This is a genomic window from Streptomyces sp. DSM 42067, assembly GCF_055792885.1.
Genome location: NZ_CM147706.1, coordinates 8,012,968 through 8,036,493, shown reverse-complemented (window position 1 = coordinate 8,036,493; position 23,526 = coordinate 8,012,968). Strand labels below are relative to the sequence as shown.

The window sequence follows — 23,526 nt, the reverse complement described above, 5'->3', positions numbered from 1 at the left end:
TGAAGACGCCCTTGCGGAGCATCGGCTTCTTGCGAGTTCAGTCATCGCCAGCCTCCTTGTTTGAGGCAGCAGAACACTGCGGAGAGAAAGAAACGGGGTCGAGTCGCAGCTTGAGTCGCTGTCGCGCCTCGCGCCGCTTCCTCTGCTCGACCGGGTCGGCGACCGGCGCCGCGAGCAACAGGCGCTGTGTGTAGGGGCCTTCGGGGGTGGAGGTGACACGGCCGGCCGGGCCGGTCTCGACGATGTCGCCGCGGTGGACCACGCTCACCCGGTGACTCACGTGCCGGATGACCGCGAGGTCGTGCGAGATGAAGAGATACGCGACGCCGGTGCGCCGCTGGATGTCGACGAAGAGGTCGAGCACGCGTGCCTGGGTCGACAGGTCGAGCGCGGAGACGGGCTCGTCGCAGACGATCAGCCTCGGCCCGGGTGCCAGGGCACGGGCGATCGCGACGCGCTGGCGCTGGCCGCCGCTCAACTCGCGCGGCAGTCGTTCGGAGGCGTCTGCCGGCAGTCCCACCTGGTCCAGAAGTTGGCGGACGCGCGCTCGGGCATTGCGTGGGCTCGCGCCCTGCACCACGAGGGGCTCGGCGAGGATGTCGCCGATGGTGAGGGACGGGTTGAATGAGGAGTAGGGGTCCTGAAAGACGACCTGGATGTAGCGAGCGAGGGCGCGGCGCTCCTTCGCCGTGCAGTGGGTGATGTCCTGGCCGAGGAAGCCGATGCGTCCGCCGCTGGGCTGCACCAGGCCGAGCACCGCCCGGCCGATGGTCGTCTTGCCGGACCCGGACTCGCCGACGATGCCGAGCGTCTCGCCCTCGTCCACCGCCAGGGACACCCCGTGCAGCACCTCCTGCGGGCGGGCGCGGAATCCCCGTCCCGGGTAGACCACGCGCAGGTCGCTCACGTCGAGCAGGGCCGTCGTCATCGCGCCTCCGTCTCCAGCGTGTCGGTATTGAGCGCGTCGGTCTTGAGCGTGTTCGCGGCCGGACGGTCGGTGCGCAGCGCGTGCTCGTCGAGGAGGGAATCCAGCAGCATCCGGGTGTAGGCGTGACGTGGGGTGGTGAAGAGGTCGAGCACGTCGCCGGTCTCGACGATGCGGCCCTGCTGCATGACGGCGACGCGGTCGCAGATGTCCGCGACCACGCCGAAGTTGTGGGTCACCAACAGCACCGCCATGTTCAGTTCCTGCTGCAGGTCGCGCAGCAGGTCGAGGATCTCCGCCTGCACGGTGACGTCGAGCGCGGTCGTGGGCTCGTCGGCGATGAGCAGAGCCGGGCGGCTCGCGACCGCGCTGGCGATGAGCACGCGCTGTGCCATGCCGCCGGAGATCTGGTGCGGGTAGGAGGTGAAGGTGCGCTCCGGGTCCGGGATGCCGACCCGGTCAAGGAGGGCGAGGACGCGCTCGCGCGCCTGGCGTCGGGGCATCGGGGAGGCCGCGCGCAGTCCCTCGACGAGCTGTGCTCCCACTGTGAAGTTGGGGTCCAGGTTGGACATGGGCTCCTGCGGCACATACGCGATGGACGTCCCCCGCACACCGCGCAGTTCGCCCTCGCTCCGGCCGAGGAGTTCGCGTCCGTCGAGGCGGATCGAGCCGCGGGTGACGACCGCCTCCGACGGCAGTACTCCGAGCACGGCGAAGGCGGTCTGGGTCTTGCCGGATCCCGATTCGCCGACGAGTCCCAGGTTCTGCCCCGCCTCCAGGCTCAGGGTGACGCCGCTGACGACCTCCGTCAGCTCGCCCGACGGTGTCGGGTAGGCGATGGCCAGGTCCTCGATGGTGAGCAGCCCCGGAGCCGTCACTGACGTGGCGGACGGTGCGGGACCCGCGCCGGCAGGCTGGCGCTCGGGGGCCACCATCCGTGCCGGCCGCGGCCGGCCGCCCTCCAGGACGTCCCGCAGCGAGTTGCCGAGCAGCACCAACGACGCGGTGATGACGCCCAGCATCAGGCTCGGCCAGAGGAATTGCAGGGGTTCCTCGTAGAGGTTGGCGAAGCCCTCGGAGATCATCGCGCCGAAGCTGGGGACCGAGCTGGATCCGACGCCGAGGAAGGCGAGGCCCGACTGAACGGCGATGGAGGAACCGGCGAGGAACGCGGCGGCGATGACGACGGGTCCCCGGACCACGGAGAGCACGTGCCGTCGCAGGATCCGCCGGTCGGGCAGGCCGGAGACGCGGGCGGCGTCCACGTACAGTTCGTTCTTCACCCCGAGCACGAGGTTGCGTACGAGGCGGTAGATCCGGGCGACAGCAGTACCCCGAAGATCAGCATCGTCGCGCGGTAGTCGCCGTCCGTCACCGGCAGCAGCACGATGAGCAGCAGCAGGCCCGGGAAGGTCATGACGAGGCTGAAGACCCACTCGGTGACGCCCCGGACGCGGCGGCCGAAGTAGCCGCCGACGAGCCCGAAGGTGACACCGATGGCCAGGGCCATGCTCGTACCGATGAGGGCGGAGACCACGCTGGTGTTGATGGAGGCCAGCAGCCGCGCGAAGATGTCGCGGCCGCTCTCGTCGCCTCCCAGCAGGTAACCGTGGGTTCCGGCACCGGCGTTGACCGCGTCGAGTGAGGCGTCGTTGGGACCATGGTCGGTGATCAGCGGGCTCAGCAGGCCCAGCACGACGACGAGCAACAGGAGGCTCGCGCTGATGACGGCCTGCGGGTCCTTGAGGAGCTTGCGGAGCGGAGACCTGCGGACGGGCACAGCGCTGCCAGGTTCGGTGGTCGACTCAGTCAACTCAGGATCCTCGCCTTCGGATTGAGCCAGCCGTTGACCAGGTCGACGACGAGGTTGACGCCCACGACGAGCAGCACACCGAACAGGCTGATGCCCATGATGATCGGGATGTCCCCCTGCAAGGAGGCGTTGAAGGCGTACTGGCCGAAGCCCGGCAGCGCGAAGACCTGCTCGATGATGAGGGCGCCGCCGAGCATCTGGATGAACTCCAGCGACAGCACCGTGAGCGCCGGGCCGGCCGCGCCCCGCAGGGCGTGGCGCAGCACGATCGACCGAGTCGGTATCCCTCGCGTGCGCAGGGTGCGTACGTAGTCCTTGCGCAGTTCGCCGATCATGGCGCCGCGGATCTGGGAGGTGAGGCTGGCGACGCCGCTCATCATCAGGGCGACCACCGGGATGGTGATGGTGGCGACCCAGCGGGCCGGGTTCTCCGACAGCGGTGTGTAGCCGGTGGCCGGGAACCAGTGCAGCTCGATGGCCAGGACGTAGACGAGTGCGATCGCGATCAGCAGGTTCGGCACCAGGTAGCCGAGCATCGACACCCCCTGGGCGATCCGGTCGACGGCGCCGCCGCGGGTGGCCGCCAGGACGCCGAGCACCACACTGATCACCACGGTGACGAGCAGGGCGGCGAGCACGATCGACAGCGTGACGCCGAGGCGGGCCGCGATGGCCGACCGGACCGGCTCGCTGGTGAAGTAGGACAGGCCGAGGTCGCCGCGGACGGCGTGGGACAACCAGTCCACGTACTGCGTGAACAGCGGGCGGTCGAGCCCCAGTTGGGCCTTCTGGGCCTGGACCAGGTCGGGTGTCGCACCACTTCCGACGATACTGCTGGCGACGTCGTCGAAGGAGGTGCCGAGCAGGGCGAACGTGATCATGGTCACCAGGACGGCGAGCACCAGGCCCGCGGCAAGGCGACGCAACACGTAGAGGATCATGATGCGGCTCTCTTACGGGGCCTGGTCGGCGACGCCGAACTGCCGGATGGTGGCAAGTGTCGAGGAGCCGTCACCGAGGTAGGTGATGCCCTTCTTTGTCGCCCAGTCGCTGCCGATGTAGAACACGGGGCCGTACCACGCGTTCTCGACTCCGAACTTGTTGATCTCCTTGTAGACGTCCGCGGCCTTCGCCGGGTCAAGCTCCCGGTTCGCCCGGCCCAGGAGCTTGGAGAGCTCGGGGTCCGTGGAGTTGAACACGTTGCGGTAGCCGGTTGGACTGTAGAAGTTGCGCGCCTCGACGGGGGTGGTGTTCAGCCCGTCGACGATCAGGAACATCGGGTACTTCTTGGAGGCGATGGCGGAGACGCTCTGCTGCGGCGGCACCGGCTGCCACTTCACCTTGATCCCGATGTCGGCGAGCGCCTCCGTGAATGTCGGCTCGAACGGCTTGGTGAAGACGAGGCTCGGCATGGTCACCGAGAAGCCGTTCGCGTAACCGGCCTCGGCCAGCAACTTCTTGGCAGCCGCCGGGTCGTGGGAGTACGTCTGGTCCAGCGCGGGATCGTGCCCCGGCCCCTTGGGGTTGAAGATCTGCTCGGTCGGCCGGCCAGAGCCCCGGAGCAGTTGCTTCACCATCTTCGTGCGGTCGAAGGCCATGTTGATCGCCTTGCGGACCCGCACGTCACCGAGCGGCTCGAGCACGGACCCCTCGCGGTCCCCCAGGACCAGGGCCGCCACCGCGGTCGCCTGGACGTGCTTGGTCTCGAAACCCGCCGACTTGAAGGAGCCGACCTGCGCGACGTCGATGGTTCCGGCGTTGGTCTCGCCGGCCTTCAGCGCGTTGGCGCTCGCGGTCTGGTCGGAGATCACCCGGATCTTGACGGTCCGGAAGGGGTAGGCCTTCTTGTTCCAGTAGTCGTCACGCCGCTTGAGCACGTACACCGATCCGTTCACCGTCGCGCCCTTGTCGAGGGTGTAGGGGCCCGAGCCGACCGGGTTCAGCGCGGCGCTCTTGGACGTCATCGTCTTCGGGTCGCCGATGACGCCCGCGGCCGTGGAGAGCGATGTCAGCAGCGAACCGTCCGGCTGCTTCAGCTTGATCACCACGGTGTGGGAATCAGGTGCCTCGACCGAGGCGACGGAGGCGAGTACGCCCTGGGTCGGCCCGGGCGTCGTCCTGATCCGCTCCAGCGTCGCCTTCACGGCGGCCGCGTCGACGGGGGCGCCGGAGCTGAACTTCATGCCGGTGCGCAGTTTCAGCGTCAGAGTCCTCGCATCGGCGGAGTACTGCCAGCTCTCCGCCGCGCCGGGCTGGAGGCGGCCCTTGTTGTCCTGGATCAGCAGCGTGTCGTAGACCGAGTCCCAGACGTACATCTGCTGGCCTTCGAGGAGTTGGGTGGGATCGAACGAGTTGGGCGTGCCGAAGATCGAGAGTGCCAGCGTCTCCCCGAGGACGAGGACGCTCCTGTCGACTCGCTGTCGCACGCAGACGATGCGAGCAGCACAGCGGCGACGCCGACGGCGGCCAGGGCTCGAGCGTGCGATCGCGGGTGCGGGTGTCGAATGCGCATGGGGTGGATTCCTTCGTCCGGGAACCAACGTGTGCAGAGACCTTCGCCATGGCCATGTGGCCATGTGGCCATGTGGCCATGTGGCCATGTGGCCATGTGGCCATGTGGCCATGGATGGAGCTGAAGCTGGCGAGCACTGCGCGAGTGAAGAGAACCGCGCGTCTACTGGTCCGGCGGCGTGCCGGCATCGTCGTCCACGTGCACGTCTGCCTCCCCTGGTCGGCCCTGCAGGTGAGCGATCGCGCCAACCCTTACCAGATGGTTGGATTTCGCTCGGACGTTAGGCCCGTACGGGAAGCGCGGGAAGGGTACGATCAACCTTCGTAATCAGAGCGTTATCTTGCGATCACCCGCGACGGGGCCAACGAATCCCAACCATATGGTAAGTTTTGGTTATCCTGGTTGACACGCACGGCCGATTCCGAACCCGCCTCGTGGGGAGAGTGAGCACACCGTGGGTCAGGCAAAAGCACGCGGGCCGTACGCCAAGACACCGGCCCGCAGGGCGGAGATCGTACGGGCGGCACGCGACAGTTTCGCCGAGCACGGCTACGTCAAAGCCTCCCTGCGGGACATCGCGGAACGCGCCGGCATCACCCACGCCGGTCTTCTCCATCACTTCCGCAACAAGGACGAGTTGCTTGCCGAGGTGCTCGCCGAGCGCGACTCGGAGGAGTGGCAGCAAGGCGTGGCACAGGTCGACAGCCTCGACCAGCTCGCGCCCTACCTCGGTGAGCTCATCCGTCACCACCAGAAGGCCCCCGAGCTGATGCGCCTGTGGATCGAACTCGCCGCCGCGGCCTCACGCCCGGACCATCCCGCCCACACCTACTTCGCTGAGCGCTACGAACGCGGGCGCAGGCAATTCGCCGAGGGATTCCACGACAAGGCGACCCGCGGCACCCTGCGCGAAGGCCTAAGCCCCGAGAGCGCCGCGATTCTCTTCCACGCCGTGCTCAACGGACTCCAGCTGCAGTGGGTGCTCGACCAGGACCTCGACATCATCGGACCCGTCAACGACTTCGTGCGCCTGCTTCTCGACCGGGATCAAGTCGACGAGTGACCGGCTCGCCGCCCAACTCGGCGCCCAACTCGGCCCCTGGGCGCATCTGTCGGATTCCGGCCGCCGTCAGGGCTGATGCCGAGCAGGGTGGGTGCGTGGGCGGACGGCGTCACCGCTCGCCGACAAAGTCGGGATCAGCCAGGGTGCCCTCAGGTGTGGCATGCGGCCCCTCAGGACGGCGCCAAGGATGTGCGATGGGCACAGACACAGCCCGCCACCAGGGGTCGGTCGGGAGCGTTCCTGCAGGCTCGAAGGGCTCGCCCGGCCGGGGAAGCGCAACCGCCTGCCCCACCTCCTCAGCAGCGTCCTTCGTCCACTCCCCGGGCTCGGCCCACGGGTGCAGTGACAGATTGAAGGTGCCCCAGTGGATCGGCAGCAGCACACCGTGCGGCTTGTGTCCTTGCAGGTCAAGGTGTGCCTGGACACCCTGCGGGGGCGACATGTGAATGTCCGGCCAGGCTCCAGGCAGCGGCGTGGAATCCGTGTGGTTCTTGGGCCAGAATTCGCTGTACGCGCCGATCTGGATCATCGTCGCGTCGAAGGGGCCGTGCTCGGCGCCTATGTCCTTGAAGCCGGGGAAGTACCCGGTGTCCCCACTGTGGTAGATCCGGTGCTCGTCGCCCGCCACGACCCATGATGCCCAGAGCGTGTGCTGCTGGTTGCGCAGGCCGCGGCCGCAGAAGTGCCGCGCGGGGGTGGCGGTGAGGGACAGGCCGGACACCTCGGTCGACTCGTTCCAGTCGAGCTCGCGGAGCCGGTCCGCCGATACGCCCCAGCGCTCCAGATGGGCGCCTACGCCGAGCGGCACCGCGAAAACGGTGTCCGTATCGGCCAGCTGCTTGATCGTGGGCAAATCGAGGTGGTCGTAGTGGTCGTGCGAGATGACGATCACGTCGACCGGTCCCAGCGCTGCCAGGGGCACGGGAACGGGATGCAGCCGCTTGGGACCTGCGAAGTCGAAGGGGGAACACCGCTCGCCCCAGACCGGGTCGAAGAGCACCCGGCGGCCGTCGATCTCGGCGAGCACGCTCGAGTGGCCCATCCAGGTGAGCCGCAGCCCGCTCGCCGGGGGCCTCGCCAGGTCGGAGAGGGTCGAGGGGTGCACCGGCACCGCTCCGGCGGGGGCGCGCCTGGTGCGCTCCTCCTTGCGGAAGTACGACTTCGCGAGCTCGAACGCGGAGCCGGAGGAGGGGCGGGTCCGGGCGCCCACCGGGTTCTGGAACGAGCCGTTCGCAAAGTTCGGCGATCTGTGGATCCTGGCCAGCCGTTCACCCGCCGGTTCCGCGCCGAAGGCGGCGGGCCGCAGCGAGCGGAGCCCCGAGCTCAGGGAACGGGAACCGGTCACGGCGCCTCCTGTGGTCGTAGGACATTCATTATGCGTGGCGCCTCTGACAGGCCTGGGTCGACGGGGTGACGGCACGATGTCCGCGCCGCAGTCCGCATCCGGTGATCTCCGGTACCCCTCGCCTTGCTGCGCCCCTCGTAAGGACGCCGCAGTCGGCTCCAGGGATGACAAGCCCGTGGTGTGGTACTCGAAATGCGGGCCTGTATGTCACATCTGCGGCGCCCCGGTCCGTCGTACCGGTGACAGCACACCGCACGCATGAAGACGGACGAAGACGGAAGGTGGCCCCCATGGCCCGCATCTCGCTCAACCCGCCGCGGACCCGGTTCCTCCGCATCGTGGAGTGGTACTCGAAGCGCACCTACGGCAAGGTCCTGGACCCCGCGAAGGCGCTCGCCCACCATCCGCGGGTGCTGTGGGGCGATCTCCGCTTCGAGCAGTCCGTGGCGAAGTGGAACAAGCTCAACCCGGATCTGAAGGCGCTCGCCGTGATGGCATCGGCTGCGTCGATCGGCTGCTCTTGGTGCATGGACTTCGGGTACTGGAAGGAGCACGGGCGCGGCATGGCGGAGCGGAAGCTGCGTGACGTGCCGGTCTGGCGCGACAGCGATGCGTACACACCGCTGGAGCGCGACGTCCTCGCGTACGCGGAGGCGATGACGGCGACTCCTCCGACGGTCGAGGACGCCCTGGCCGACCGTCTGCGCAGGAGTCTCGGCGACGCGGCCTTCGTCGAGCTGACGGCGATGGTCGCGGTGGAGAACCTGCGCTCGCGCATGAACTCGGCACTGGGGCTCACCAGCCAGGGGTTCAAGGACTCGTGCGATCTCCGCGACGGCCCGGGGGCGGCGACGCGTGGTGCGGCTGGATCGTCGGGTGCCCTGACCGGAGGCGCTTGACACTTCACCGTCCGGAGGCGCTTGACACTTCACCGCCGGAGACACCGCCGCACGCTGACCACGGATGCCGCCGCGACGCGCAAGGGGCGCGTTGACAGGGGTCTCCAGGCATCTCGATACTGACCCGCGATTCAGTAAGCGCATCTATTCCGTGAGCTCCGTGAGCGCATCGGTCACGTGAGCGCATCGCGGTGCGAGTATCGCGGTGAGCGCATCGAGACCCTGGAGACCCATGTCCGGCCCACCCACTGCAGCCGCGCCACCGACCAGATCGGCGGCACCTGGCGAACTTGCCGCACCGGCCTCGCGACGCACCGCAGGGGCCGCCGTCGCAGAGCCGCCACTGATGTCGCTGACCTGGACCGATCACATCACCGGCCACCGCGGGTTCCTCGTCGTGGACCGGCTGGTACGCGGTGTCGCCAGCGGCGGGTTGCGGATGCGTGCGGGCTGCACGCTCGAAGAGGTCACCGGCCTCGCCCGCGGGATGACGATGAAGGAGGCCCTGCACTACAACCCGGAGGGCCGCTACATCCCCCTGGGCGGCGCCAAGGGAGGGATCGACTGCGACCCGCAGGACCCGGAGGCGTACGGCGTCCTGGTGCGGTACCTGCGCGCCATGCGCCCGTACATCGAGGACTTCTGGACCACCGGGGAGGATCTCGGCCTCACCCAGGACATCGTCGACAGGGCCGCCGCAGAGGCGGGGTTGGTCTCGTCCATCCAGGCCGTCTACCCGCTGCTTGACGACGAGACGGCGGCCCGGCAGCGGCTCGCCGACGCGTTCGCGGTCGAGGTGGACGGCATCGGACTCGACGAACTCGTCGGAGGGTGCGGGGTGGCGGAGTCGGTGCTGGCCGCGTTGGACCGGGCGGGTGTTCCGTATGCGGGCACCCGCGTCTGCGTGCAGGGTCTGGGGACCATGGGCGGCGCGACCGCCCGCTTTCTCGCCCGCGCGGGGCTCACGATTGTCGCCGTCGCCGACGTCAAAGGCACGATCGCCAACCCGGCCGGGCTCGACGTCGAGGCGCTGCTCGCGGCCAGGGACGCGTACGGCACGGTGGATCGCGCCGCCCTGCGCGACGACGACCGTGAACTGCCGGGCGACGCCTGGCTGTCCGTCGACGCGGAGGTTCTCGTGCCCGCGGCGGTGTCGTACGCGATCGATGCCGGGAACCAGCGGCGGATCACGGCCCGCTGGATCGTCGAGGCGGCGAACATGCCGGTGCTGCCCGAGGCGGAGGAACTGCTGGCGGCGCGGGGGATCACCGTCCTCCCGGACGTCGTCGTCAACTCCGGTACGAACGCCTGGTGGTGGTGGACGCTGTTCGGCGACATCGGCGCGGACGCGGACGCGGCCTTCGACCACACCCGCCGCTCCATGCTCGCCCTGATCGACCAGATGCTCACGCGCGCGGAGGCCGACGGTACGACGCCGCGCGCGGCCGCGCACGCCATCGTGTCGGACCGGCTGCCGGTGATCGCGGAGCGGTTCGGGTGGTACGGATGACTGTCCCGGTGACTGGTCCGGGTCCGGTGACTGGTGCGGCGCATGCCCACGCGCGCGTGCCGCACACGGTCGGGCTCCTGGTGTGCAGCGTCGGCGGTGTTTCCCTGTGCAGCATGGACGGTGCTTCCCTGTGCAGCATGGACGGTGCTTCCCTGTGCAGCATGGACGGTGCTTCCCTGTGCAGCATGGACGGTGCTTCCCTGTGCAACGTGGGCGGTGTTTCCTGATGACACGGGTGCGGTTGAGCGTGGCCGAGCGGCGGGAAGCGCTGTTGCGGGCCGCCGTCGAGCAGATCGAGGCGCGAGGCGTCGCGGCCGTGCGCATCGCCGATGTGGCCTCCGCCCTCGGGGTCAGCAACGCCCTGGTGCTCTATCACTTCTCGACCAAGGAACAGCTGGTCGCCGCCGCGTTCACACATGCCGCCGAGGGCGATCTCGCGCATCTGCGCAGGCTGCTGGGCAGACGCACGACGGCGGTACGCCGCCTGCGTACCGCCGTCCGCTGGTACGCGCCGACCGGGCAGGCCAAGGGGTGGCGGCTGTGGATCGAGGGCTGGGCGGGGGCCCTGCGCGATCCCGCGCTGCGCGAGGTGACGCGCGGTCTCGACCAGCAGTGGAAGGCGGCGCTCGCCGAGGTGATCGCGGAGGGCGTGGCGGCCGACGAGTTCCGCTGCCCGGACCCCATGGCCGCGGCCCTGCGTCTGACCGCGCTGCTGGACGGGCTCGCGGTCCAGATGACTGCCTACGACGGCACGCTGTCCCGTGCGCGCATGACGAAGTGGGTCGACGAGGCTCTCGCCCGGGAACTGGGCCTTGAGCGGAAGGCGTTGATGGCTACGGCACGGTGACCCGCCGGGCGGGCCCCACGGTTCCGGACGCACCCCGGCGCCGGACGCGCCCCGGCTCCGGGCCGGAGGCCCGTGACGGGGCTCAGGCCGTACGTGACGAACCCACCGTCGTGGGGTTGTGCCCACCATTGTGCCCACCCGTTCCCCAGCGGAACGACTGCCCACAACGCTCACCGCACCCCCGGTCCCCAAGACCCCCGAGATGCCCCTACAGAGGCAGCAGATCCGGTCTCTTCGCCTCGACGTGGTCCCCGGAGGACTCGCCGCGCAGCCGCCGTCCGATCCACGGCACGAGGTACTCGCGGGCCCAGTGGATCGTGTCGCGGCGCACATCGAGGGAGCCGCGCGGCGGTTCCGGGGGCCAGGGCTGGTCCGGGTCGGCGGGCACCTCGAGTCCGAGCACCTGTGCGGCGCGCAGGGCGACACGGGTGTGGCCCTCGGGCGACAGGTGCAGCCGGTCGGGGTCCCAAGCCCTGCGGTCCTGGATGGTCTTGAGCGACCACAGGTCGAGGACGGGGAACCCGTACCGGTCGGCGATGGCCCGCAAGTGCAGGTTGTACGTGGCGATCTTGCCGCGCAGGTGCTTCAGCACGGGTACGCCGCGAGTGTCGAAGCCCGTGGCGATCAGGACGCTGCCCGCGGCCGACGCGAGGTCGGCGACGGCCCGCTCGAAGCGTTCCGCGACGTCGTCGGGGTCGGTGCCGGGCCGGATGATGTCGTTGCCGCCTGCGCAGAACGTCACGAGGTCGGGGGCGAGTTCCTTGGCCCGCGGGACCTGTTCCGCGACGATCTGGTCGAGGAGCCTGCCGCGTACGGCGAGATTGGCGTAGCGGAAGGTGTGCTCCGGGACCCGGTCGTCGAGGAGGACGGCGAGCCGGTCGGCCCAGCCGACGAAGTGCCCGCCGGGACCGGGGTCTCCGACACCTTCCGTGAAGCTGTCGCCGACCGCTGCGTAGGACCTGATCACGTCACTGGTGAGGAATGTCGACTCTGCTGCCACGTCGGCATATCTTTCACCTCGCTAAGTGACCTACGCCACCGTAGGCAGGGGTTGACGGCGGGTGAGATATGCCACTCGTCAAGATTCGCCCAAGCCAGGAATAGAGCCCAGCCGTTCATAGAGGCAGGGTCGCCGCGGCTCACGGACGAGACGACGTGCGCCCGGCCAGGACACACCATGGGGCGGTGCGGGGCCTGACCGGGCCTCGTCGATCGGTGTCGGTCTGTCGCAACCGAGGTGGCGTCAGATGGAGACGCCGTGCTGGCGCAGGTACGCCAGCGGGTCGACGTCGGAGCCGTAGTCCGGCGTGGTGCGGATCTCGAAGTGCAGGTGCGGGCCCGTGCTGTTGCCCGTGGAGCCGGAGAGCCCGATCTGCTGTCCCGCGGTCACGGTCTGGCCGGCCGAGACGGAGAGGGCGGACAGGTGGGCGTACTGCGCGTACAGACCGTCGCTCAGCTGGATGACGACCTGGTTGCCATACGAACCGGCCCAGCCGGCGGAGACGACAGTGCCTGCGCCGACGGCCTTGAGGCTGGTGCCGGTCGGGGCCACGAAGTCCACACCGGTGTGGTAGCCGCTCGACCACATGCTGCCCGACTGGCGGTAGGGCGTGCTCATGGTGGCGCCGGGGATCGGCGCGGTGAAGGCGGAGGTGGTCGTGGCTGCCGTGTCCGCGGGCGCCGTGTTGGTGGCCGTGGTGGTCGCCGTGGGAGCAGTGGAGGTCGTGGACGCCTTTTCGGCAGGCGCCTTGGAGGCGGCAGCGGCCGGGGCCTTGGACGCGGAAGCGGAGGCCGAGTCGTCGGAGGCGGCGGCCTTGCCGTCGACGACGAGCTTGAGGCCCGCGCGGATCTTTGTGGGGTCGGCGCCGATGGCCTTGCGGTTGTCCTTGTAGAGCTTCTTCCAGCCGCCGGCGACCTTCTGCTCCCTGGCGATGCCGGCGAGGCAGTCGCCCGACTTCACCGTATACGTCTTCTTCGCGGCCGACTTGGCGGCGGCGGCCGCGACGGCGGCCTTTCCGGAAACGGACTGGACCGCGGACTGCGGGGCGGTCTGTGCGGGAGCGGCAAACGCGCCCGTGGCGCCGATGAGCGGCAGTGCGAGTGCGGCACTCCCCGCGCTGAAGGCGGCTATGGAGCGGGTGAAGCGCAGGGACTTGGAACGGCGGTTCTTACCGGTCGCGGGCATGGCGAATTCCTCTCCGGCGCCTGCGAGGTGAGCTGTCGGGTTCGGACTGGAGATGTCCGGCCGCGTTTTGGCGCGACTTCACCCCAAGCTGGTCCGGATACCCGGAACCGGCGTTCTACCTGTGGGATCCCCCGCTCCTGCCATACACGTTGTGTGAGTGGGGATTCCGGGCGATGGCAGGATTCGGCGTCCGCCCGGATCGACCGTGACCGTAAGCGAGTCGGAATGGCGGACACAAGCGTGGTTATTCCAGCGGGATTCCGGTTCTTGATCCTTCCCCGGAAATTCCGGTCACTGTCCGTGGATTAACGATCTCCGCATTCCGGCCAACCCCCCGGAAATTCAGGGGCGGTCACGAAAGGGAGATCGCCACCCACCGTCACCAATATGATCCTGCTCACGGCATGCCACTCATGACGCCTTATTGCAGGGCGAGTTAGAGCCAATGACCCAAAGAGGACTAAATCGGTCAGATGCGACGCAGACGGATAACTGCCGCATCCAGGTCGCCATGCAGCCCGGTCCGCAGACCGTGGTGCAGCAGCACCGCACCCCGATGCACCGCGCCGGTCTCGAGGCACTCGTACGACCCGGCGGGATCGAGCCCTCGCAGCCTGACCGCCGGGGGCGCCTCGCCGTAGTGCTGGGCCCCCAACCACGCCAGGACTACGGCCTCGTCCCCGAGGACGTACTGCACCGCGCTCAGCCCGCCCTCCGGCGCCCTCAGCCGGTAGAGGTCGCCGCGCTGCACGACGGGGCGGATCTCCTTGTAGAGATCCACCCACCGACGGGCCTCGGCGAGCTCCTCGTCGCTCCACTCGGTGAGGTCGCCGCCGACCCCGAGCACCCCGGCCATGGCACTGACGAAGCGGAAGCGCAACGAGCTCACACGGTCATTGAGCTGGACGTTCGGGCTGTCGGTGACCCAGGCCGCCATGACCCGCGCGGGGTGCACCTGAGTGAAGCCGTACTGGATGGCGAGCCGGTCCAGCGGGTCGGTGTTGTCGGAGGTCCACACCTGGTCCGTGCGCGCCATGATGCCGAGATCGACCCGGCCGCCACCGCCCGAGCAGGACTCGAACGCCACTCCCGGGTGCGCGGCCCGCAGCCGGTCCAACAACCCATAGAGCGCATGCACATGCGCGTTCCACAGCCTCTGCGGATACGGTTCCCCCGGCCACCCGGCATCCGTGAAGCAGCGATTGAAGTCCCACTTCACATAGTCGATCGGCGCGCTGCTCAGCAGGGTGTCCAGCTGCTCCCACAGATACTGCTGGACGTCCTCGCGGGCGAGGTTCAGGACCAGCTGGTTGCGGAACTCCGTCCGCGTACGGCCGGGGAAGTGCTGCACCCAGTCGGGGTGGGCGCGATACAGATCACTGTCGGCGTTGACCATCTCCGGCTCGACCCAGATGCCGAACTGCATGCCCAGGGCGTGCACGTCGTCGGCGAGCGGCTTCAGCCCGTGCGGGAAGCGGTCCGGGTTGGGCGTCCAGTCGCCCAGACCGGCCCGGTCGCTGGTCCGTGCGCCGAACCAGCCGTCGTCTACGACGAACAGCTCGACGCCCATGTCGGCGGCGCGCTGGGCGAGCGCCCGCTGCTGGTCCTCGGAGATGCCGAAATTGGTGGCCTCCCAGGAGTTGTAGAGCACGGGCCGGTCCTGATCGGCATCGGGAATAACGCACTTGCGCTGATATGCGTGCCATGCCCGACTTGTTCCGCCAAAGCCGCCGTCACTCCAGAGCCCCGCGAAGACGGGTGTGGCGATCGCCACTCCGGGCTTGAGCAGCGCCTGCCCCGAGTCGTCGTGCCCCGTACCACCGGTGATCTGCACGATGCCGTCCGGCAGCTGCTGCACGGCGATCCGCCAGGACCCCGACCAGGCGAGCGCGCAGCTGTACACCTCGCCGGACTCCTCAGTCGCCGCACCCTCCGCGTCGAGCGCGACCCACGGCAGGTGCTGGTGCCCGGTGTGCCCGCGCCGACTGCCGATGATCTTCTCGCCGTAGGTCAGCTCGGAGCGCCCGAGCCGGGACTCGGCCGCCCACCGGCCATGCAGCTGGGACAGCCGCCAGCGGTCGCGCACCGGCAGCGTCCAGGTCGCTGAGTCGGCACGCAGGACCTCCAGGGCGGGGGCGTCGGCCGGGCCCTGGTGGATCAGGATGGCGCTGCGCTCGACGACGTCGTCGCGCATGCGGTACACGAGTGTGAGCTGGAGGTGGTGCACCTCGTCGAAGAAGTGCACCTGCAGCTCTTCGTCGTCCGCTGCCGCGTTCCGGTACCGCCACTCGGTCCCGCGCACCTCGTCGGTGCGCACCGACAGCGCGGGGCGTACGAAGCGAGGGCCGCCCTCGACCGGGTACTCCTCGTGCCCGTCGAGCGGGGACTCGAAGGGCCAGTACGGAGCAGGGGGCTCGGCGGCGAGCGCCTCGGCGTCGGCAAGCGTGATCCGCGGCCCCCAGTGAAGGTGCAGCAGCTCGTCGCGGTCCGTCAGCCGCAGCGCATAGCTGCTGCCGGGCCCGGAGAGGAGCCACGTCCGGCCGTCCGCACCGATCTCGATCATCAAGCCCCCACATTCGCTCACGCCCGCTCAGGTACCAACATCATCAGGGGCGAAGCACCCTCTGGGCAATGACCTCATACAGGGTGGTGCGGGGCATCGAGGCCGCCCGGCACGGCACCAAATACGGCTGTATAGACGGCCGAATCATGACCACGGAAGGCCCCAAAACCGCCACGACAGCAGACGATTGGCCCTGACACCCATGTCGTATGGTCGACAGAGCGCCCTCCGGCGAGCAGCGTCGGTGGCCGACTGGGAGGAGCCCACGTGACGCAGCAGGTCCCGTCGACAGACCCTGAGCTGGTCGGTGTGCGCAACTTCCGTGACGTCGGTGGCCTCCCGACCACAGACGGTCGCCGGACCCGGCAGGGGCGGCTGTTCCGAAGCGGGCACCTGGCGCATGCGACCGAGGCGGATGCGGCGTTCCTCGCCTCGCTGGGCCTGCACACGGTCTTCGACTTCCGCAATTCCGCGGACCAGCGGCTCGAGGGCCCGGACGTGGAGCTGCCCGGCGTACGCAATGTGAACATCCCGATGAACGACCCCGCCGACGGGGCGGAGTTCTGGAGGATGGTCCGTGACGGCAGCGTGGACCAGCTGCGCGGCATCCTGGCCGACGGCCAGGCCGCGGGCCGGATGATCGCCTCGTACCGCACGATCATCAAGCGGCGCACCGCCGAGCACAGCCGGGTCCTTCACTCCCTGGCGGACGACAGTGTGCCCGCGCTGATGCATTGCGCCGCGGGCAAGGACCGCGCCGGCCTGTCGATCGCGATCACGCTGCTGGCGGTCGGTGTCGAACGCGACGCCATCGAGACGGACTACCTTCAGTCGAACGCCGCCCACCGCCGCTACAAGGTGCGCCGTTCCGACACCTCCCCGAACGGCATGTCGCCCGAGATCATGGAGCTGCTGAGCCCGCTCTTCGACGCCCGCGCGGAGTATCTCCACGCGGCCTTCGACACGATCGAGGAGACCTGGGGCACCACCGAGAACTACTTCGCGGAGGGCCTGAAGCTGAGCCCCGAGGCACGCGAGAGGCTCCGCGCGCGGCTGCTCGACTAGCGGCAGCCTGCTCGGACGGCGACGCTCCTACCGGCCTACTGGCTCTTCGCGCCGAGCTCGAAGAGCAGGAATATGAACGCCGCCAGGAGATGCCCCACAGCGATGTAGACGATGAGCCGCACCCAGAGGGCGCGCGGGAACCTCTCCTCGATCGAGCGGCGAGACGCGGCCGGCTCGGACGCCGCAGGTTGGGGTGTTGTCGGTTCCGGCGTCGTTGGTTCGGTCATCGCGGGTCTCCCATGGTTCGGTGGCCGGCCGCCGGGCCGAGGCACGGCACGACGGTGGGGCTCTGCAGCAATGTGTGTACGAAGAGCAGCTCGGCCCCTTCCGGGCCGTCGGCCGCGAGCCGGTGCGGGGTTAGCGAGTCGAAGTGCGCACTGTCACCGGGTCCCAGCGTGTGCGAGGCGTCCCCGAGCCGCAGCCGCAGCCGCCCCTCGAGCACGTAGAGCCACTCCTCCCCCGGGTGTACGCGCACGATGTCGCCCTGCGTCCCGGGCGCCACATGCACCCGCAGGGCCTGCATGGCACGACCGGAGGAGCCCGCCTGCCGGTAGGTCCAGCCGCCCGCCTCGGTGGGCTCGGTGTCCGCGCCCCGGAATACGGCGTCGCGGTCGGCGACCGTCTCGCCGAGCAGCTCGGACACCGTCGTACCGTAGATACGCGCGAGGGCGAGCAGCATCGGCAGCGAGGGCTGGCGACGTCCGGTCTCAAGGCGTGAGAGGTGGGCGGGCGAGAGCCCGGCGGCGCGGGCGGCGGCCTCGAGGGTCAGCGAGGCTCGTCGCCGCAGCTCGCGCAGGTGGGGCGCGATGGCGGGCAGCTCTTCGGCCGTGGCCGGCCGCTCCGGCTCGGAAGGGCTCATGCCTCCGATTCAGCCAGAAGTCATGCCTCTCGGGCAAATTCCTTGCCCGAGAGGCAAAAGACAGCAGGGTTGAAGGGCGCGCACGCTGCTGCGGCAATGAGCCCGGAGCAAGGGGTGCTACCGGTTGGCCACCGCCTGCTTCACCAGCGTCTTCCCGAAGTCCCACATGAGCCCGCTCCCGCTGTGCGCATCGTCCATGACGGCTGTGAAGGCATCCACGAAGCGGTCCACGTCCTGCTCCCCCACGACCAGCGGCGGGATCAGCTTGATCACTTCAAGGTGATCGCCGGACACCTGGGTGAGGATGCGGTGCTTCTGCAGCAGCGGCACCACCACCATCTGCGCGAAGAGCCCCTTGCGGGCGGCCTGCAGCACCGTCCAGCGGCTGCGCAGTTTCAGCGACCGGGGCCTGCCGAACTCGATGCCGATCATCAGGCCACGGCCCCGTACGTCGCTCAGCAGCTCATAGCGGTCGACGAGCGCAGCCAGCCGGCTCTTGAGCAGCTCGCCGGTCGCGCGCGCGTGAGCGACGATCTGCTCGTCCTCCATGGCCGAGAGCACGGCGAGCCCGGCTGCCATGGCCTGCGCGTTGGATCCGAAGCTCGCCGAGTGGACGAGCACGCGGTCGATCGACGAGTAGACCTTCTTGAAGATCCAGTCCTTGCCGATCGTGGCACCCACCGGGACGTAGCCTCCTGAGAGCGCTTTCGCCACGCAGACCAGGTCCGGTTCGACCCCTTCCTCGTGCTGGTACGCGTAGAAGTCGCCGGTCCGGCCGAGTCCTGTCTGCACCTCGTCGGCGATGAGCAGCGCCTTGTGCTTGTGCAGCAGGTCCTGGGCGGCATGCAGATAGCCGGGCGGCGTCTCGTGTACGCCCTTGCCCTGGATCGGCTCGACGATCAGCGCGGCGACGTCGCCCTTCTTGAGCTCCTTCGCCAGTGCGTCGAGGTCACCCAGCGGGACCGGGGTGTCGGGCAGCAGCGGTGCGAAGCCGTCCCGGAAGCCCGACTCGCCGTTCACGGACAGCGAGCCGGTGGTCAGCCCGTGGAAGGCGTGCGTGCAGTACAGGACGCGCGGCTTCCCCGTCGCGTACCGGGCGAATTTCAGTGCCGTCTCGACGGCCTCCGTGCCGCTGTTGCCGAAGAACACCCGGTCCAGGTGCGGGCTGTGGGCCAGCAGCTTCTCGGCGAGCAGTCCCGGCAGCGGCTGGCAGTCGAAACGGGTCAGATCGGCGAGCGAGGCGTCGAGGACGTCGTGCAGCGCCTTGCGTACGACGGGGTGGTGCCGGCCCAGGCCCATGACACCGAACCCGGCGAGCATGTCGAGGTAGTCGTTGCCGTCCTCGTCCCAGAAGTACGCGCCCTCTGCCCGCTCGTACACCTTGTCGAAGCCGATGGTGTGCAGCATGCGCGGCAACTGGTGGTTGAGGTACTTGGAGTGCAGCTCATAGCGCTCGGCGCCGCGCTCGGCGAGGAGTCTGCCGAGGTCGAACTCCTTGCGCCCGCCGGGCGGCGCAACCTCGCGCGCATGATCCCGCGCGCTTGCCCCCATGCCGCCCTGCGCGCCTTCCTCGAACTCCTTGGGCTCGGAGGTGGTCATTTTTCCGGTTTCTCCTTGGCTGCCAGGGCGGCACCGATCCGTCCGGCGATCTCGACGGGCGTGAGCCCGATGTCGGCCAGTACCTCGCCACGCTTGGCGTGCGCGAGGAACTGCTCCGGGATGCCGAACCGCCGTACGGGTACGTCCACTTCGGCCTCGCCCAGCGCCAGCGCGACCGCCGCACCGACGCCTGCCGCCTTGCTGTTGTCCTCGACGACCGCCACCAGATCGTGCGCGGCGGCCAGCGGCGGCAGTGCGGGGTCGACGGGCTTGACCCAGCGCGGGTCGACGACGGTGCACCGGATGCCGCGCGCCTCGAGCAGCTCGGCGGCCTGGAGGCACACCGGTGCCATCACGCCGACGGCGACGAACAGCACCTGCGCGTCGTATGCGGACCCCCGCCCCGAAGCCGTCCGGTGCAGGACGTCGAGGCCGCCCATCCGGTCCACCGCCGGAATCGCCGGTCCCACCGACTCCTTGGGGAACCGCAGCAGCGTCGGCGCGTCGTCTACGGCGATCGCCTCGCGCAACTGCGCCCGCAGCTGGTCGGCGTCGCGCGGCGCGGCGATCCTGAGGCCCGGCACTACCTGCAGGATCGACATGTCCCACATGCCGTTGTGCGAGGCCCCGTCGACCCCGGTCACACCCGCCCTGTCCAGTACGAACGTCACGCCGCACTTGTGCAGGGCGACATCCATGAGGAGCTGGTCGAAGGCGCGGTTGAGGAAGGTGGCGTAGACGGCGACCACCGGATGCACCCCGCCCGTCGCAAGGCCTGCAGCGGACACCGCGGCGTGCTGCTCGGCGATCCCGACGTCCCACACCCGGTCGGGGAACTGCTCGGCGAACTTCGTCAGCCCCACCGGGTGCAGCATCGCCGCCGTGATCGCCACGACGTCCTCGCGCTCGGCGCCGATGCGGGCGATCTCGTCGCCGAACACCGAGGTCCACGAAGGCCCGTTGGACGGCGCGAGCGGTTCGCAGGTCAGCGGGTCCATGACGCCGACCGTGTGGAAACGGTCGGCCTCGTCCGCGAGCGCCGGCTCGTAGCCGCGCCCCTTCTCGGTGAGGCAGTGCACGAGCACCGGCCCGTGGAAGCGCTTCGCCCGGCGCAGCGCCGACTCGACGGCACCGGTGTCGTGTCCGTCGATCGGGCCGACGTACTTCAACCCCAGGTCCTCGAACATGCCCTGTGGGGCGAAGGCGTCCTTGAAGCCCTTCTTGGCGCCGTGCAGCGACTCGTACAGCGTCCGCCCGATCACGGGTGTGCGCTGCAGTACGTCCTTGCCCCAGGCCAGCGCCTTCTCGTAGCCGTCGGTCGTGCGCAGCGTCGCGAGGTGGTTGGCGAGGCCGCCTATCGTCGGGGCGTAGGAGCGTTCGTTGTCGTTGACGACGATGATCAGCGGCCGGTCCTTGGCGGCCGCGATGTTGTTGAGCGCCTCCCACGCCATGCCGCCGGTGAGCGCGCCGTCTCCGATGACGGCAACGACATGGCCCTGCTCCCCCAGCACCTGGCGCGCCTTGGCGAGGCCGTCCGCCCAGCCGAGGGCGGTGGAGGCGTGGCTGTTCTCGATGACGTCGTGCTCGGACTCCTCGCGCGACGGATAGCCGGACAGGCCCCCCTTGCCGCGCAGCTTCGAGAAGTCCTGACGTCCCGTCAGTAGCTTGTGTACGTAGCTCTGGTGGCCGGTGTCCCACAGGATGCGGTCGACGGGCGACTCGAAGACCCGGTGCAGGGCGATGGTGAGCTCCACCACCCCGAGGTTGGGCCCCAGGTGACCGCCGGTCCGGGCGACCGCATGCACCAGGAACTCGCGGATCTCCTCGGCCAGTACCTCGAGTTCGTCCTCGGAGAGCGCTTTCAGATCACGCGGCCCCCGGATGCCTTCCAGAATCGTCACGCTCGGGCCCCTCCTCTTTTTGAAAGCTCGGTTCGCCTCCGGAGCGCGCTGTATCAATATGCCCCTACCGGGGCGTGGCCGGTGTCGAGAAGGCGACCTCAGCCCTCCTTCGTCGGGCCACCGCGCTCCCCCAAGCTCTCGACTCCGCTCGAGCAGGGGGTGCCCCCATCCTTCTCGACACCGTCGCACTCCTTCGGCTCACTCGCTGGCAAGTTTGTTCAGCTCACGGTGATGCCGGATACTCCTGGCGTGGTGACGGTCGGCGTGCCGGAGGCGACGCCGTCGTTCTCCATCTGCTCGGCGATCTTCATGGCCTCTTCGATGAGGGTCTCCACGATCTTCGACTCGGGCACCGTCTTGATGACCTCGCCCTTGACGAAGATCTGGCCCTTGCCGTTGCCGGAAGCGACGCCGAGGTCCGCCTCGCGGGCCTCGCCCGGACCGTTCACGACGCAGCCCATGACGGCGACGCGGAGCGGCACCTCCATACCGGTCAGACCGGCGGTGACCTCCTCGGCCAGCTTGTACACGTCGACCTGGGCGCGACCGCACGACGGGCACGACACGATCTCCAGACCCCGCTGGCGCAGGTTCAGCGACTCCAGGATCTGGATACCGACCTTGACCTCCTCCGCCGGAGGCGCCGACAGCGAGACGCGGATGGTGTCGCCGATGCCCTGCGACAGCAGCGCACCAAAGGCCACCGCCGACTTGATCGTGCCCTGGAAGGCCGGACCGGCCTCCGTCACACCCAGGTGCAGCGGGTAGCCGCACTGCGCGGCGAGCTGCCGGTACGCCTCGATCATCACCACCGGGTCGTTGTGCTTCACCGAGATCTTGATGTCCCGGAAGTCGTGCTCCTCGAAGAGCGACGCCTCCCACAACGCCGACTCCACCAGGGCCTCGGGGGTCGCCTTGCCGTACTTCTGCAGCAGGCGCCGATCCAGGGAGCCCGCATTGACCCCGATTCGGATGGGAGTCCCCGCCTGGGAGGCCGCTCGCGCGATCTCCTTTACCTTGTCATCGAACTGCTTGATGTTGCCGGGGTTCACCCGCACCGCCGCACAACCCGCCTCGATCGCCGCGAACACGTACTTCGGCTGGAAGTGGATGTCCGCGATCACCGGGATCTGCGACTTCCTCGCGATCGTCGCCAGCGCGTCCGCGTCATCCTGCGTCGGACACGCGACCCGCACGATCTGGCAGCCCGACGCCGTCAGCTCCGCGATCTGCTGCAGCGTCGCACCGATGTCCGAGGTCCGCGTCGTCGTCATCGACTGCACCGACACGGGCGCGTCCCCACCCACGGCCACCGACCCGACCTGGATCTGCCGCGAGACGCGACGCTCGGCGATCGGCCGGGCCGGCGCTTCCGGCATGCCCAATGGGACAGACTCCACAGTCGTCATGGCGTCACCTGCGGCTTACCGTTTCCCATGGTCTCGCGGGCCGCGCGCAGCGACTCCTTGAGCGAGCCCATGGTGGCCATGACGGCGGTGGGCTCGTAGCCGCAGTGCGCCATGCAGTTGGCGCACCGGGGGTCCTTGCCGCGGCCGTACGCGTCCCAGTCGGTCTCCTCCAGAAGCTGCTGGTACGTCTGGACGTACCCGTCGCTCATCAGATAGCAGGGCTTCTGCCAGCCGAAGAGCGAGTAGCTCGGGATGGCCCACGCGGTGCACGGGAAGTCGACCTTGCCTTCGAGGAAGTCCAGGAAGAGGGGGCTCTGGTTGAGCCGCCACCGCCTTCGGTTGCCGCCCGCGAAGGCCTTCTTGAACAGCTCGCGGGTCTGCTGGACGCCGAGGAAGTGCTCCTGGTCGGGGGCCTTCTCGTAGGCATAGGCGGGCGAGAGCATCATCTCGTCCACCTTGAGGTCGTCGTTGAGGTAGTTGAGAACCTCGATGACGGTCTGCGGGGTGTCGGTGTTGAAGAACGTCGAGTTGGTGGTGACCCGGAAACCGCGGCGCTTGGCCTCCTTGATCGCCTCCACCGCCTCGTCGAACACGCCTTCCTTGGCGACCGACTCATCGTGCCGCTCGCGCAGGCCGTCGATGTGCACGGCCCAGGCGAAGTACGGCGACGGCTTGAACTGGTCCATCTTCTTGCGCATCAGCAGCGCGTTGGTGCAGAGGAAGACGAACTTCTTCTTGGCCACCAACTGCCTTACGATCTCGTCGATCTGCGGATGCATCAGCGGCTCGCCGCCGGCGATCGACACCATGGGCGCACCGGACTCGAGTACGGCGCCGACGGCCTGGGCCACCGGCATGCGCTGCTTGAGCACTCCCGCCGGGTGCTGGATCTTGCCGCAGCCCTCGCACTTGAGGTTGCACGCGAAGAGCGGTTCGAGTTCCACGAGCAGCGCGAACTTGTCCCGCCTGCGCACCTTCTGCTCAAACAGATACGTAGCGACCTTGATGGTCTGACGGAGCGGCATGGCCAT

Annotated in this window: 20 protein-coding genes and 1 riboswitch; of the genes, 5 read left to right on the top strand and 15 right to left on the bottom strand. The window is 69.0% G+C overall.

Annotated features, from left to right (window positions below; all coding sequences use genetic code 11):
- Positions 1-37 precede the first annotated feature (37 nt).
- The 5 genes from ACSMXV_RS35965 to ACSMXV_RS35945 are packed head-to-tail and all read right to left on the bottom strand — an operon-like array spanning position 38 to position 5,164.
- Positions 38-928 (bottom strand): ATP-binding cassette domain-containing protein, encoded by an 891-nt coding sequence (locus ACSMXV_RS35965; protein WP_473175280.1) that lies wholly within the window; start codon positions 926-928, stop codon positions 38-40.
- Entirely contained in the window at positions 925-2,208 is a 1,284-nt protein-coding gene (locus tag ACSMXV_RS35960) for an ATP-binding cassette domain-containing protein (RefSeq protein WP_473175279.1), read from the bottom strand. The genes ACSMXV_RS35965 and ACSMXV_RS35960 overlap by 4 nt, the downstream gene beginning before the upstream one ends.
- Positions 2,205-2,738 (bottom strand): hypothetical protein, encoded by a 534-nt coding sequence (locus ACSMXV_RS35955; RefSeq protein ID WP_473175278.1) that lies wholly within the window; start codon positions 2,736-2,738, stop codon positions 2,205-2,207. Before ACSMXV_RS35955 ends, ACSMXV_RS35960 begins: the two co-directional genes overlap by 4 nt.
- Complete coding sequence (locus ACSMXV_RS35950; RefSeq protein WP_473175277.1) at positions 2,735-3,679, bottom strand: ABC transporter permease; 945 nt, start codon at positions 3,677-3,679, stop codon at positions 2,735-2,737. Before ACSMXV_RS35950 ends, ACSMXV_RS35955 begins: the two co-directional genes overlap by 4 nt.
- A 12-nt stretch (positions 3,680-3,691) precedes the next feature.
- Positions 3,692-5,164: an ABC transporter substrate-binding protein gene (locus ACSMXV_RS35945; RefSeq protein ID WP_473175276.1), complete on the bottom strand. Its 1,473-nt coding sequence runs from the start codon at positions 5,162-5,164 to the stop codon at positions 3,692-3,694.
- 540 nt (positions 5,165-5,704) lie between these two features.
- Here ACSMXV_RS35945 and ACSMXV_RS35940 point away from each other — a divergent pair.
- Entirely contained in the window at positions 5,705-6,313 is a 609-nt protein-coding gene (locus ACSMXV_RS35940; protein WP_473175275.1) for a TetR/AcrR family transcriptional regulator, read from the top strand.
- Positions 6,314-6,422: 109 nt separating this feature from the next.
- Here ACSMXV_RS35940 and ACSMXV_RS35935 read toward each other — a convergent pair whose 3' ends face one another.
- Positions 6,423-7,658 (bottom strand): MBL fold metallo-hydrolase, encoded by a 1,236-nt coding sequence (locus ACSMXV_RS35935; protein WP_473175274.1) that lies wholly within the window; start codon positions 7,656-7,658, stop codon positions 6,423-6,425.
- 290 nt (positions 7,659-7,948) lie between these two features.
- Between ACSMXV_RS35935 and ACSMXV_RS35930 the strand changes: the two genes are divergently transcribed.
- The 3 genes from ACSMXV_RS35930 to ACSMXV_RS35920 all read left to right on the top strand — a co-directional run bounded on the left by ACSMXV_RS35930 (position 7,949) and on the right by ACSMXV_RS35920 (position 10,914).
- Positions 7,949-8,557, top strand: a complete 609-nt coding sequence (locus ACSMXV_RS35930; RefSeq protein ID WP_473175273.1) for a carboxymuconolactone decarboxylase family protein — start codon at positions 7,949-7,951, stop codon at positions 8,555-8,557.
- A 346-nt stretch (positions 8,558-8,903) separates the two neighbouring features.
- A complete protein-coding gene (locus tag ACSMXV_RS35925; protein WP_473175272.1) occupies positions 8,904-10,067 on the top strand; it encodes a glutamate dehydrogenase in 1,164 nt (387 codons plus the stop codon).
- A gap of 226 nt (positions 10,068-10,293) precedes the next feature.
- The gene (locus ACSMXV_RS35920; RefSeq protein ID WP_473175271.1) at positions 10,294-10,914 is read left to right on the top strand and encodes a TetR/AcrR family transcriptional regulator; all 621 of its coding nucleotides are present in this window, start codon (positions 10,294-10,296) and stop codon (positions 10,912-10,914) included.
- A 208-nt stretch (positions 10,915-11,122) separates the two neighbouring features.
- Here the strand turns inward: ACSMXV_RS35920 and ACSMXV_RS35915 are convergent, their stop codons facing one another.
- From ACSMXV_RS35915 to ACSMXV_RS35905, 3 genes are all read right to left on the bottom strand, one after another.
- The gene (locus tag ACSMXV_RS35915; RefSeq protein ID WP_473175270.1) at positions 11,123-11,914 is read right to left on the bottom strand and encodes an SGNH/GDSL hydrolase family protein; all 792 of its coding nucleotides are present in this window, start codon (positions 11,912-11,914) and stop codon (positions 11,123-11,125) included.
- Positions 11,915-12,157: 243 nt separating this feature from the next.
- Positions 12,158-13,099, bottom strand: coding sequence for a M23 family metallopeptidase (locus tag ACSMXV_RS35910; protein ID WP_473175269.1), 942 nt, complete (start codon positions 13,097-13,099; stop codon positions 12,158-12,160).
- A 2-nt stretch (positions 13,100-13,101) separates the two neighbouring features.
- Positions 13,102-13,282: riboswitch (cyclic di-AMP (ydaO/yuaA leader) on the bottom strand.
- A gap of 286 nt (positions 13,283-13,568) precedes the next feature.
- On the bottom strand, positions 13,569-15,662 hold the full coding sequence (locus ACSMXV_RS35905; RefSeq protein ID WP_473175268.1) for an alpha-galactosidase: 2,094 nt from the start codon (positions 15,660-15,662) through the stop codon (positions 13,569-13,571).
- A gap of 267 nt (positions 15,663-15,929) precedes the next feature.
- Here ACSMXV_RS35905 and ACSMXV_RS35900 point away from each other — a divergent pair, with 267 nt between their 5' ends.
- The gene (locus ACSMXV_RS35900; protein ID WP_473175267.1) at positions 15,930-16,727 is read left to right on the top strand and encodes a tyrosine-protein phosphatase; all 798 of its coding nucleotides are present in this window, start codon (positions 15,930-15,932) and stop codon (positions 16,725-16,727) included.
- A gap of 35 nt (positions 16,728-16,762) precedes the next feature.
- Here ACSMXV_RS35900 and ACSMXV_RS35895 read toward each other — a convergent pair whose 3' ends face one another.
- From ACSMXV_RS35895 to hpnH, 6 genes are all read right to left on the bottom strand, one after another.
- Entirely contained in the window at positions 16,763-16,879 is a 117-nt protein-coding gene (locus ACSMXV_RS35895; protein ID WP_473179182.1) for a DUF6126 family protein, read from the bottom strand.
- Positions 16,880-16,950: 71 nt separating this feature from the next.
- Entirely contained in the window at positions 16,951-17,586 is a 636-nt protein-coding gene (locus ACSMXV_RS35890; protein WP_473175266.1) for a helix-turn-helix domain-containing protein, read from the bottom strand.
- 117 nt (positions 17,587-17,703) lie between these two features.
- A complete protein-coding gene (locus ACSMXV_RS35885; RefSeq protein ID WP_473179181.1) occupies positions 17,704-19,137 on the bottom strand; it encodes an aspartate aminotransferase family protein in 1,434 nt (477 codons plus the stop codon).
- Positions 19,138-19,181: 44 nt separating this feature from the next.
- Positions 19,182-21,086 carry a 1-deoxy-D-xylulose-5-phosphate synthase gene (gene dxs / locus ACSMXV_RS35880; protein ID WP_473175265.1) on the bottom strand — a complete coding sequence of 635 codons (1,905 nt, stop codon included), beginning with the start codon at positions 21,084-21,086 and terminating at the stop codon, positions 19,182-19,184.
- Positions 21,087-21,304: 218 nt separating this feature from the next.
- Complete coding sequence (gene ispG, locus ACSMXV_RS35875; protein WP_473179180.1) at positions 21,305-22,486, bottom strand: flavodoxin-dependent (E)-4-hydroxy-3-methylbut-2-enyl-diphosphate synthase; 1,182 nt, start codon at positions 22,484-22,486, stop codon at positions 21,305-21,307.
- A gap of 5 nt (positions 22,487-22,491) precedes the next feature.
- Complete coding sequence (gene hpnH / locus ACSMXV_RS35870) at positions 22,492-23,526, bottom strand: adenosyl-hopene transferase HpnH (RefSeq protein WP_181660236.1); 1,035 nt, start codon at positions 23,524-23,526, stop codon at positions 22,492-22,494.

Coding starts and splice junctions, on each gene's coding strand:
- ACSMXV_RS35965 (WP_473175280.1), bottom strand. CDS start 928: ATGACGACGGCCCTGCTCGACGTGAGCGACCTGCGCGTGGTCTACCCG.
- ACSMXV_RS35950 (WP_473175277.1), bottom strand. CDS start 3,679: ATGATCCTCTACGTGTTGCGTCGCCTTGCCGCGGGCCTGGTGCTCGCC.
- ACSMXV_RS35930 (WP_473175273.1), top strand. CDS start 7,949: ATGGCCCGCATCTCGCTCAACCCGCCGCGGACCCGGTTCCTCCGCATC.
- ACSMXV_RS35925 (WP_473175272.1), top strand. CDS start 8,904: ATGTCGCTGACCTGGACCGATCACATCACCGGCCACCGCGGGTTCCTC.
- ACSMXV_RS35920 (WP_473175271.1), top strand. CDS start 10,294: ATGACACGGGTGCGGTTGAGCGTGGCCGAGCGGCGGGAAGCGCTGTTG.
- ACSMXV_RS35910 (WP_473175269.1), bottom strand. CDS start 13,099: ATGCCCGCGACCGGTAAGAACCGCCGTTCCAAGTCCCTGCGCTTCACC.
- ACSMXV_RS35905 (WP_473175268.1), bottom strand. CDS start 15,662: ATGATCGAGATCGGTGCGGACGGCCGGACGTGGCTCCTCTCCGGGCCC.
- ACSMXV_RS35890 (WP_473175266.1), bottom strand. CDS start 17,586: ATGAGCCCTTCCGAGCCGGAGCGGCCGGCCACGGCCGAAGAGCTGCCC.
- ACSMXV_RS35885 (WP_473179181.1), bottom strand. CDS start 19,137: ATGGGGGCAAGCGCGCGGGATCATGCGCGCGAGGTTGCGCCGCCCGGC.
- hpnH (WP_181660236.1), bottom strand. CDS start 23,526: ATGGCCATGCCGCTCCGTCAGACCATCAAGGTCGCTACGTATCTGTTT.